Origin of the sequence: Blautia sp. AF34-10, assembly GCF_003477865.1 — a bacterium.
Classification (GTDB): Bacteria; Bacillota; Clostridia; order Lachnospirales; family Lachnospiraceae; genus Fusicatenibacter; species Fusicatenibacter saccharivorans.
This window is the reverse complement of record NZ_QUED01000040.1, coordinates 1-10746: the sequence shown is the minus strand read 5'-3', so window position 1 is coordinate 10746 and position 10746 is coordinate 1. Positions and strand designations below refer to the sequence as shown.

Annotated in this window: 6 protein-coding genes and 3 pseudogenes; 8 read left to right on the top strand and 1 reads right to left on the bottom strand. The window is 36.7% G+C overall.

Annotation, left to right across the window (positions count from 1 at the left end):
* Positions 1 to 187 precede the first annotated feature (187 nt).
* From DWZ60_RS15975 to DWZ60_RS15940, 8 genes and pseudogenes are all read left to right on the top strand, one after another.
* Complete coding sequence (locus DWZ60_RS15975) at positions 188 to 871, top strand: response regulator transcription factor (RefSeq protein WP_055265584.1); 684 nt, start codon at positions 188 to 190, stop codon at positions 869 to 871.
* The gene (locus DWZ60_RS15970; RefSeq protein ID WP_055265586.1) at positions 868 to 1776 is read left to right on the top strand and encodes a sensor histidine kinase; all 909 of its coding nucleotides are present in this window, start codon (positions 868 to 870) and stop codon (positions 1774 to 1776) included. Before DWZ60_RS15975 ends, DWZ60_RS15970 begins: the two co-directional genes overlap by 4 nt.
* Before the next feature lie 108 nt (positions 1777 to 1884).
* Positions 1885 to 2565 carry an ABC transporter ATP-binding protein gene (locus DWZ60_RS15965; protein ID WP_055265588.1) on the top strand — a complete coding sequence of 227 codons (681 nt, stop codon included), beginning with the start codon at positions 1885 to 1887 and terminating at the stop codon, positions 2563 to 2565.
* A gap of 776 nt (positions 2566 to 3341) precedes the next feature.
* Positions 3342 to 5129: an ABC transporter permease gene (locus DWZ60_RS15960; RefSeq protein WP_243037563.1), complete on the top strand. Its 1788-nt coding sequence runs from the start codon at positions 3342 to 3344 to the stop codon at positions 5127 to 5129.
* A 141-nt stretch (positions 5130 to 5270) separates the two neighbouring features.
* Positions 5271 to 5809 (top strand): annotated as a pseudogene (locus DWZ60_RS15955) (RNA polymerase sigma factor).
* A complete protein-coding gene (locus tag DWZ60_RS15950) occupies positions 5796 to 6575 on the top strand; it encodes a hypothetical protein (protein ID WP_118666808.1) in 780 nt (259 codons plus the stop codon). Before DWZ60_RS15955 ends, DWZ60_RS15950 begins: the two are co-directional and overlap by 14 nt.
* Positions 6559 to 7433: pseudogene (locus DWZ60_RS15945) on the top strand (ABC transporter ATP-binding protein). Before DWZ60_RS15950 ends, DWZ60_RS15945 begins: the two are co-directional and overlap by 17 nt.
* Before the next feature lies 1 nt (position 7434).
* On the top strand, positions 7435 to 8625 hold the full coding sequence (locus DWZ60_RS15940) for an ABC transporter permease (protein ID WP_055265598.1): 1191 nt from the start codon (positions 7435 to 7437) through the stop codon (positions 8623 to 8625).
* Positions 8626 to 8736: 111 nt separating this feature from the next.
* Here DWZ60_RS15940 and DWZ60_RS15935 read toward each other — a convergent pair.
* Positions 8737 to 10746, bottom strand: a pseudogene (locus tag DWZ60_RS15935) (tetratricopeptide repeat protein); the annotation flags it as partial.

Below are 10746 nucleotides of genomic sequence, written 5' to 3'. Positions count from 1 at the left end.
CCTTCTAAGGATGTTCAGATGACACAGGAACAGGCAGACAGTCTGGTGGAACATCTGAAGAATATTTTCATGTATGTGCGGGTTCTCCGTCCGGATGAGATCGGAGATTGAGATTTTGATTTAATAATTTGATTTATAAAACTGGCAATGATACAATTAGCGTAATTTGAAAGAAAGCAGAGAAAATATGAGTGAAAACTTACTGATTGTTGAAGATGACAAAAAATTAAATGATGGAATACGTCTCGCATTGAAGAATGATTCCTATTTCTTTTATCAGTGCCAGACTTTGCAGGAGGCTAGAGAAATCTTGAAAAAGGAAGATATCACATTGGTTTTATTAGATGTGAACTTGCCGGATGGGAATGGGATTGATTTTGTAAGAGAAATAAGGAAAAACAGTCAGGTGCCGATTATCCTGCTTACAGTAAATAACATGGAAGTAGATATCGTAACAGGATTGGACGCTGGGGCAAATGATTATATTACGAAACCGTTTAGTTTGATGGTTTTGCGTGCAAGAGTGTCTGTGCAGCTTAGAAATAAAGATGCAGTAGTTAAGAATTCTATGGAGTTTGATGGATTCGAGTTCTATTTCGATAAAATGGAATTTTTCAAAAATGGAGAACTTATTGAACTGAGTAAGACAGAACAAAAACTCTTGAAAGTGCTGTGCGAAAACAGAGGAAAAGTAGTGAAGCGAGAATACCTGATTGACGAGGTATGGCAAGGAGATACAGAGTTTGTGGATGCTCATGCTCTGACTGTTGCAGTTAAACGTCTCAGAGACAAATTAGAAGATGATACGCAGAAGCCTAAATATATCAAAACGGTTTATGGAATTGGTTATACCTGGGCGGTGAATGGATGATAGAAATAATTATATTGATTGTAGGAATATTTGTTTTAAGTGGAATCTTCTGGCATAGCATTTTTTATCAGAAAGAAAAAAAGCTTTTGAACCGGCTGCAGCAAATGCTGGATTGTGCTATAGATGGAGAACTGGAACGGACAGAAATATCAGAAGAAAAGTACTCTGCTCTTGAAAACAGCATGAAACAACATTTAGACAGTAGCTTTCTGGCAAGAAAGAACCAACAGGAACAAAAAGAAGTGATACAGAAACTTATTTCCGACATTGCGCATCAGACGTTGACTCCTATTTCAAATTTGAAAATTTATGGTGAAATACTCTCTGAAACAAATCATGAAAATCAGGAGGAGATAGATACCATTTTGGAGCAGACAGAGAAATTAGATTTCCTGATACAATCATTGGTCAAATTATCACGGATGGAGAGTGGAATTATCGCAGTACATTCGGAGGATACTACTATTACACAGATGCTTGAATCCATACAGCAGCAGGTTAGCGTGAAAGCAAGGGAGAAGAATATTACTCTGAGCCTATGTGACACGGATTTGCATGTTCTATGTGATCCAAAATGGACTGTGGAGGCACTCGGAAATATTGTAGATAATGCGATTAAATACACAGCATGTGGGGGAAATGTTCAGGTAAAAGCTGAGCAGAATTCTTTCTTTGTAAAGATTGATATTATTGATGATGGCATTGGAATAGAAAAAGAAGAAATACCAAAGATATTTGGAAGGTTTTATCGGAGTCTGTCAGTGGCAGACCAGCCAGGAGTAGGAATTGGCTTATTCCTTGCAAGAGAGATTATTCAGGCACAAAAAGGGTATATAAAAGTGACATCAGAGAGAGGAAAGGGCTCTATCTTTTCTGTGTTTCTCCCGATATCAAAAAAGGAATAGTATCAAAACTGTGATATTTCAGAAACCGGATAGAGACATTGTTGTGATAAAGTCTGTATTGTAAAGAGCAATACAGGCTTTTTTAAAATATAAGACAGGGAGGAAGACATGAATATATTAAAAACGGTAGATTTACAAAAAATATATGGACAAGGAGAAACAGAAGTCAAAGCCCTTGATGGTGTAAATTTAGAAGTGGAAAAGGGGGAGTTTGTAGCGATTGTTGGAACTTCCGGGAGCGGAAAGTCTACGATGCTTCATATCATTGGAGGATTAGATAATCCAACATCTGGGCAGGTAATTGTGGATGGACAGAACTTAAGCCATATGACAGATGAAGAGCTTACCATTTTCCGACGCAGGAATATTGGTTTCGTATTTCAACAGTATAATCTGGTTCCGATGTTGAATGTATGGGAGAATATTATTCTTCCCGTGAAGCTGGATGGAAAAAAGATTGAAAAGAAATATGTAGATGAAATCATTGATACACTTGGTATTCGAACAAAATTGGAAAATCTGCCAAGTGCTCTATCCGGCGGACAGCAGCAGAGAGTGGCAATTGCGAGGGCTTTAGCTGCAAAACCTGCCATTTTGCTCGCTGACGAACCGACTGGAAATTTGGATTCGAAGACAAGTCAGGATGTATTAGGGCTTCTGAAAGTAACCAGTAAGCGTTTTCACCAAACCATCGTTATGATTACCCATAATGAAGAGATTGCCCAGATGGCAGACCGGATTTTACAGATAGAAGACGGAAAAATTGTTTCAGACAGTGGTGTGGTATAGCAGGGGGCGATTTTATGGTAAAAGTAGAGAATAAAGAGACGTTACGATTATTAACGAGTCGTTTTATGAAAATGAATCGCGCCAGGAATGTTATTGCCGTTATTGCAATCATTCTGACTTCCCTTTTATTCACAAGTCTCTTTGTGGGAAGTGTATCTATGATTCTTTCCAAAAGAGCAACGGAAATTAAGCAGTTTATGGATTCTGCCCATGCCAGTGCACAGAATCTGTCAGAAGAAGATGCAAAGCGATTGCAGCAAACAATCGAACAGAGTGAAGATGTTAAGCGATATGGTTCCGGTATTTTTCTGGGAGCTGGAATGGACGAAAGGTTTGGTTTTTCCGTAGAGGTCCGATATGCAGATGAAAATACGGCAGAAAGTTTTAATTGTCTGCCAACCACAGGAAGACTGCCGGAGAAAGAAAATGAAGTAGCACTTAGCAGCATGGTATTGGAATCTCTGGGAGTTACACCAAAGATTGGGGAAGAAGTAACGCTGACCTGGGAAGTAAATCCCATGCTGAAACAATATAAGACAGATACGTTTAAGATATGTGGATTCTGGCAAGGAGACAAAGCTGTTTTAGGTCAGATGGTCTGGGTATCCGAAGCCTATGCAAAGGAGAATCGTTATCCCGTTACGCAGGAAGAATTAGAAAATGGTATCTACAATGGAGGAAAAGAGTATTTTCTCTGGTACAAGAACCTTTGGAATCTGGAAAAGAAAACGGAAAAGATATCTAAAGCAGCGGGATTTACGAGAGCTGGGACAGGAATGGAAGTCAATCCGGCATATAATCTCTTTGAAGAGGATTCATTTTCATTTTCTTCCTTAATTATAATGATTCTATTTGTTATATTAGCTGGATACCTGATTATTTATAATATCTTTAACATTTCTGTGAAAACTGATATCCGGGCTTACGGATTGTTAAAGAACGTGGGAACAACGGGAAAGCAGTTGAAAAAAATTGTACGTATGCAGGCGTGGAGATTATCAGCTATTGGTATTCCAATCGGATTGCTTTGTGGTTATCTTGCAGGTCTTTGTATGGCTCCGTCCTTGACAGCAGATGCTGAAATTAGTGCACAGGCAGGACAGACTGCTCAGACAGTAGTATCAGCAAATCCTTTGATTTTTCTTGCAGCAGCGCTTTTGACACTTTTAACGGTGTATCTCTCTAGTCTGCAGGCTTGTAAAATGGTGGAAAGGGTATCTCCTGTGGAAGCTCTGCGTTTGGCAGAGGGAGAGCAGTCACATAGGAAAATAAAAAAGAATACTTCTGTAACCTGGTGGGGAATGGCAGTTCAAAATGTGTTACGAAATTGGAAAAAGGGATTGATTGTTATGCTTTCTATCGCTCTTTCTATGGTGGTTGTCAACTGTATCGTGATGCTGGTGCAGGGATATGATTTTGATTCTTACCGAAAAGTGCTTTTAGCTTCCGATTTTCAACTGGATCAGATGACGGGAAGTTTGTTAAATACGAATTTCAACGGTATTACACCTGAAATCAAAGAGATTCTGGACGAATGTCCTGATAGTGCTAAGACAGGATATGTGTATTATTCTGAGGAAACCCACAAGATGGAGCCGGAACTTCTGAAAACATGGGAAGCATTCGCAGATAAATATGAAAAAAACTGGAACGATTATGAAAAACAGGTTTGGGAAGAGGCAAAGGCTTCCAATACAGTAAGTGTTCATTTTCTCGGAATCAGCGAGTCGGTGTTTGACAAATTAGAATGGAGAGGGGAAAAATGCTCTTGGGATACATTTAAAAGCGGAAATTATGTGCTTGTAGATTATGGTAATAAATATGCAGAGCGTCCGGTTTCTTATTATCAGACTGGGGGTATTTTTCAGATGGATTACAAAAATGGAAACCAAAAAGATTACGAAGTCATCGGAGAAGCACTGATGCCATATGCATTGGATTATCCGTATGCGGACTGTATCTATATCACGGTATTGGTTCCCGAAGAGGAGTATATCACCCAGACAGGAAATGAATCAGCCATGTATGCTGCCATTGATGCAAAGAAGGGCGAGGACAAGCAGATAAAAGAATACATTGATAAAAATATTTTGAAAGAAAATGATATGATCAACGTGTTTTCTGTATTGGACATGAAAGAGAGCTTTCAGCGGTATGTCAGTAAATATTATATGATCGGTAGTTTTCTTGTTGTTATTTTAGCTTTTATTGGTATTATGAATTTCTTTAATACAACAGCAACCTCTGTAATCAGCAGAAAAAAAGAACTGGCACTTTTGGAAGTTGTGGGAATGACGAAAAAACAGGTATCGAAAATGCTAGTGACTGAGGGATTCCTATATTTGGGAGGCGCATTTGTGATTGCAGTATTGCTAATTGTATTTGGAGCAAAGCAGATTTTAGTAAATACGCTCGGTACGGCATTTTTCTTCCGGCTGCATCTTACAATCGTGCCATGTGTGCTTATGATTCCAATTTTGGTTGGGATTGCGTATGTGATACCAAAGTATCAGTTTGAAAAGATGAGTCGGGAAAGCATTGTTGAAAGGATTCGGAAAGAATAATAACAATATGTAAATTAGGCGTATGGATTTGATGAATCCATGCGCCTTTTTAGAAAAATATAAATATAAACAAAAGAATCCTAACTTTTTTTATAGTAGGATTGTTATATTATTTAGAAAACAGAGGGAGCAAATTTGCGAATGGAATACAAAACTGATTCTTTGTTAGTACATCTAGCAAGAGCAGGAGATGAAGATGCGTGTGAAAAACTGGTCAAAAAATATTACTCAAGTATATATCAATATTGTTTGCTACATATCAATGATCCATATGAGGCAGAGGATTTGACACAAGAAGTGTTTACACGTTTCTTTTCCAATTTATATAGATATAAAGAATATGGAAAAGTTAAGAATTATCTTTATACAATTGCCGGAAATACCGTTAAAAATTATTACAAAAAGAAAAAAGATATTCCATCAGAGGAACTGCTAAAATCAGAGGACTGTAGTAAAAATCATGTAGAAGAGCTAGGAGTCCGATTAACTATTGAACAGGCAGTGAGAAAGTTACCGGAAGAAATTAGAGAAACGGCAGTTTATATTTTTTTCAGGAATTGAAGCAAAGAGAAATTGCAGAATTACTTCATATCAAACTTTCTCTTGTAAAATATCGAATCGGAAGAGCAAAAGAACTTTTAATGAAAGAGTTGGAGGTGAAAAAAGATGAAGAATTATAAGCAACAAATAAAGGAATATAAAGAGGAGATTGAAGAAAAGTATGTAAGGGCTGAAGCAGAGAACAAAACAGTAAAAGCATGTCAGAATATTTTGTCAGAGTCGGTTTTATCGAAACAATCGCATAGAACATCTTATTTTGAATTTTTGTATGAGCAGACAAAATTCATAAAAAAAAGATGGTGGATTTTACAAGGTTGTGTTCTTATGTGTCTATGGATATGGTTGAGTAATTATACGTCAGACATAAAAGATATGATGAGGATTATGGGAATATCTGCCACAATATTTGTGGTTCTGATTATCCCGGAAATTTGGAAAAACAGAAGAAATGGTGCGATTGAGATTGAGCAGGCGTCTTATTACACACTGCGTCAGATTTGTACAGCAAGAATGTTAATGTTTGGAGTAGTGGATCTGGTGATCGTTATGGTGTTTTTGGCAATTACATATCAAACAACAATACTCTCGTTAAGTGATTTGGTGGTTAATTTTTTGCTTCCGGTAAATGTTTCATGTTGTATATGTTTTCGTGTATTGTACAGCAGATGGGAAAAAGCAGAATATATAGCAGTGCTTTCTTGTCTGGTATGGGTTGGTTTATGGATGATGATTGTTGCAAATGATGTTATTTATCAGAAAATTGTAACTCCGGTATGGGTGGCTATGCTGATATTGACTTTTGTATATTTTGTTTTTTGTGTTCAGAAGTCATTAGTATTTGATGAAAAAATTTTGGAGGATTACACGTATGAAATTAGAATTTAAAAATGTAACAAAACAATACGGAGAAGTAAATGCTGTTAATAAAGTGAATTGTGTTATGGAAAAAGGAATTTATGGACTGCTTGGAGTAAATGGAGCAGGAAAGACCACATTAATGCGTATGCTTTGTACGATTGTTCAACCATCAGAAGGACAAATATTATGGAATGGTAAAGATATATGGAAACTAGGAGGTGAATACCGAGAAGTTCTGGGATATTTACCACAGGATTTTGGATATTATCCAGATTTGACCGTATATGATTATATGATGTACATTTCTTCTATAAAAGGGTTAAAAATGCCGTTTGCCAGAAAAAAAGTGAAGCAATTATTAAATCAAGTAGGAATGGAAAAATTCAGTAAAAGAAAAATGAAGAATTTGTCTGGAGGAATGGTTAGACGTGTAGGAATAGCACAGGCGATGTTAAACGATCCGCAAATTCTTGTCCTGGACGAACCTACCGCTGGATTAGACCCGAATGAAAGAATACGTTTTCGTAATTTAATTAGTGAATTGTCGGAAGAACGTTTGGTGCTCTTGTCTACACATATTGTATCGGATATTGAGTACATTGCGAATAACATTATGTTAATGAAAGATGGAGAACTTTTTTATGCAGGTACTGCGGAAGATTTAGTATCTTCTATGAAAGAAAAGGTATGGCAATGTAATGTTTCGAGAAGTATGATAGACAAATATATGAATGAATATTTGGTTGGAAATATAAAAACAACAAAAACCGGAGCAGAGCTAGAATTATTTCAATAGAAAAGCCAACAGAAGATGCTGTGGCTGTAGAAAAAAATCTGGAAGATGCATTTCTATTTTATTTTGGAGAAAAATCGGAGGAAAAATAAGATGCTTAAATTAGAATTAAAACGAATTTTTTCAAAGAAAATTAATGTATTTGCAATCGGATTGGCATTGATACTTGCTGTCATTTTTAGCGGATTTGCAGTTACAAGTAATCGCTATGTGGATGAGAATGGAAATGCTAGTACTGGAATTATGGCAACAAGAAAACTTACAGATAACAGACGAGCATGGAAAGGTACATTGACAGAAGATGAACTTGGAAAAGTTATAGAACAAAATAAAAATGCGGTGACACAATCCTCAGAAGAAAATGCGATTTACGGAACGACATTACAACCGATAGATGATATTAGGGGTTTTATAATATCGGTATTAACACCGGATGCAGAATATGATGAAAGTGTTCTGAATCAAATTACAGAAGAAAATATACAAGAGTTCTATAACACTTATCATAAAAATATGAAAAAGATGGCAGAAGAATATGGAAAGACTGCTGTTCAGAAAAAATACTTGGAAAAGAAATATAATGAAATAAAATTACCAGTAGAATACGAATCTTATAGTTCATGGGATACTATGATTATGTATGTAGAAACGTATTCTATTATTCTGGCAATCATAGTTGGTTTTATTTGTGCTGGAATATTTGCAGATGATTTTCAGACAAAAGCAGATGCAGTATTTTTCTCTACAAAGTATGGACGTACAAAAGCTGTTAAAACAAAAATACTGGCAGGAATAGTTACGACAGTTATGATTTATTGTATGGGAATTATATTACTTAGTGTGATTTGCTTTGGAATTATGGGAACCAGTGGTATGAATACACCCTATCAAATGTATCAGGCATATAGTATTTACATTATGTCATATGGACAATACTATTTGTTGACAGTTGTATGTGGATTTATAGCCAGTATGCTGGCGGCTTCAGTGTCTATGTTAGTAGCGGCTAAAATGCATACAATTAGTGTCGCTGTTTGCATTCCGTTCTTTTTATATTGCTTATTGCCATTTATAGGACGGGCACTTTCTGGGTATACAACGCTTTTCAATTTGATACCAACAATTTTGACAAATGTACAGGCAAGTGTAAAAGTCCCACTTATTTATCAGATTGGGAATTGTGTATTTCGACAAATTCCGCTTGTAATGGTAATGTATACCGTGATGGCAATAGCCTTACTGCCTTTTATTTATAAGAGTTTTCGCAGATACGGAAATAAGTAAAAATTGTATTCATACTCATGAAAAACAAAGTAAGTAAAATATTTTCTGGAAAAATCAAAGCATAATTTAAAGATTTAAGGCGGGCAAGTTGCCCGCCTTAAATTGCACGTATTATGTTAAAAGACCAGATAGAGTTTTTCCAATGGAAAATCCAATCTGTGGATATAACTCCTGAATCTCCCGATATTTTGCTTCAATCATTTCAGGCTCATCAGCCAGATCTTTTCATATATTTTGAAAGCTTTTTTAAAATGTGTTTTGGCTTGTGAAAGATTGGCGGTCATCAGATAAATGGTTGCAAGGTTTTCCTGTACTTTGGCATAATCCAGACATTCATCGGAATGGTATTCCTTGATGATACCGGATAATTTTTGCAATTCGGAGATTCCTCTTTCGGGTTCCTGCTGTTCTGTCAGGAACATTGCATAATTGGCAATCTGAGGTATGCTGTCATTTATATGAAGCAGGTTAAATTGGTCAAGCAGTGAGATGCTTTTTTCCATGTGTTCTCTTGCAAGATCGGGATAACCGTTCATGCGGTAAAGTCCTCCGAGATTGGCATGAAGGTTAGAAACGAGGCGAGCATTGTCAGCAGTGATATTTTCTATCTGGGCAAGTGCATTTTTTTCCAGTTTTATTGCTTTTTCAGGTTGGGTTTCAAGGGCTGCCTGAAAATCCAGTAATAACGCCCGGTCAGAGTCGGTGCCAATGCTTTTTGTCTTTAACAGTACCTTCAGTTCCTGAATGATTTCCTTCATACCTTTGTGATAGTTATAGTTATCCATGTATGGAAATGCATTTTCCAAAAAAAGCAGATACTTTGGCATATCATCTTTTTCAATCAGATCTAAGATATTTCCTATTGTTTGAAATAGCTTTTTATAATAATCTACTTCCATTCCATGCATTAAACATATGTGCTGTAAAGAATCCAGCAATGTGTGGCAACTACTTACAGATGGTTTTGTCTCTGAAAGAGTGATTTCCTGAATCATCGGATGCAGAGAGAGTGTGCGACGTGTTGTTGTCTGAACGAAACCAGTCTCAATTAAATCGTTGATTTCATTTAGTGTGGGCAGTTCCAGCCATTTGGCAAATATACGGGCAGAAATACCGGTGGAAGGAAGAAAGCATAGATTACACATGATATCCTGCTGTTTAAGAGATAAAGTGTATAGAGAAAACAGCGTATGGATATGATTGTAATAGGTGGCTTTGCTGCTTTGTCCATCTTTGATTATTTTAATTTTATCTTCGTTATGGAAAGATGCTTTTTCCGCCTGAAGTCTTGTTAATAACTGGTCTGGAGTCGAGATTCCATTTTCCAGAAGTTTTGCTGCCAGTTCCACGGCAAAAGTATGAGAGTGAACAGTTTCGATGATTTTTTCAACTGTTGCCCGGTACGTGTCTGCCTCTGAATAAAATACTGATGCCAGTTGGAAGAGAGCGTTCATATCTGATATTTCTTTTAATGGCAGAGTACAGTATTCATCCAGTCTGCTTCTGGTTGTAAACAAAATCTGGCAGCGATATTTTAATACTACTGACAGAAAGCTGTCTTGTGTAGCAGTGACATTAAAATTATCTATGATCAACAGAGTATCAGATTTCAGGGAACGCAGAAAACGGTTATGTCTTTGAAACCGTTCCTGTTCAGTGCTTTCCGGCAGATCGTCAATAAAATCCATGTCAGTAATATCCTGATGAAGATTGCCGGTATATTCTACATATAGAATGTTAGTGTAATGCTCTTTGTAATGTTTTGCGTAGGCTTTGGCAAGTTCGCTTTTTCCAATACCGGCAATTCCGCAAAGAAAAACATGACGGTTTTCTTCAAGCATGGTATATAATTCTTCCAGTTCTTTATCTCTTCCGATAAAATGACGGCATGGTTTCGGAACCTCACTGTCCATAATATAATCCAGCACAATGGGTGACAGGGCACCTCCGGCAATTAATTTTTGATTTTTAGTATCACGTTTGATAAATTGTCGCTCCATGCCAAAAGAAATCAGCTTTGCAAGAAAAAGCAGACGTGAGCTGGCTGGTTTGTACAGAGAAGCCAGATTTTTCTTTTTGGCATCGGAGATGGTGTCATCTTGTATAAATAATGTGTATATA

What these genes read in the sequence shown, in the direction of transcription:
- DWZ60_RS15975 (WP_055265584.1), top strand. Translation starts at nt 188, where the DNA reads ATGAGTGAAAACTTACTGATTGTTGAAGATGACAAAAAATTAAATGAT.
- DWZ60_RS15970 (WP_055265586.1), top strand. Translation starts at nt 868, where the DNA reads ATGATAGAAATAATTATATTGATTGTAGGAATATTTGTTTTAAGTGGA.
- DWZ60_RS15965 (WP_055265588.1), top strand. Translation starts at nt 1,885, where the DNA reads ATGAATATATTAAAAACGGTAGATTTACAAAAAATATATGGACAAGGA.
- DWZ60_RS15960 (WP_243037563.1), top strand. Translation starts at nt 3,342, where the DNA reads ATGGAAGTCAATCCGGCATATAATCTCTTTGAAGAGGATTCATTTTCA.
- DWZ60_RS15950 (WP_118666808.1), top strand. Translation starts at nt 5,796, where the DNA reads ATGAAGAATTATAAGCAACAAATAAAGGAATATAAAGAGGAGATTGAA.
- DWZ60_RS15940 (WP_055265598.1), top strand. Translation starts at nt 7,435, where the DNA reads ATGCTTAAATTAGAATTAAAACGAATTTTTTCAAAGAAAATTAATGTA.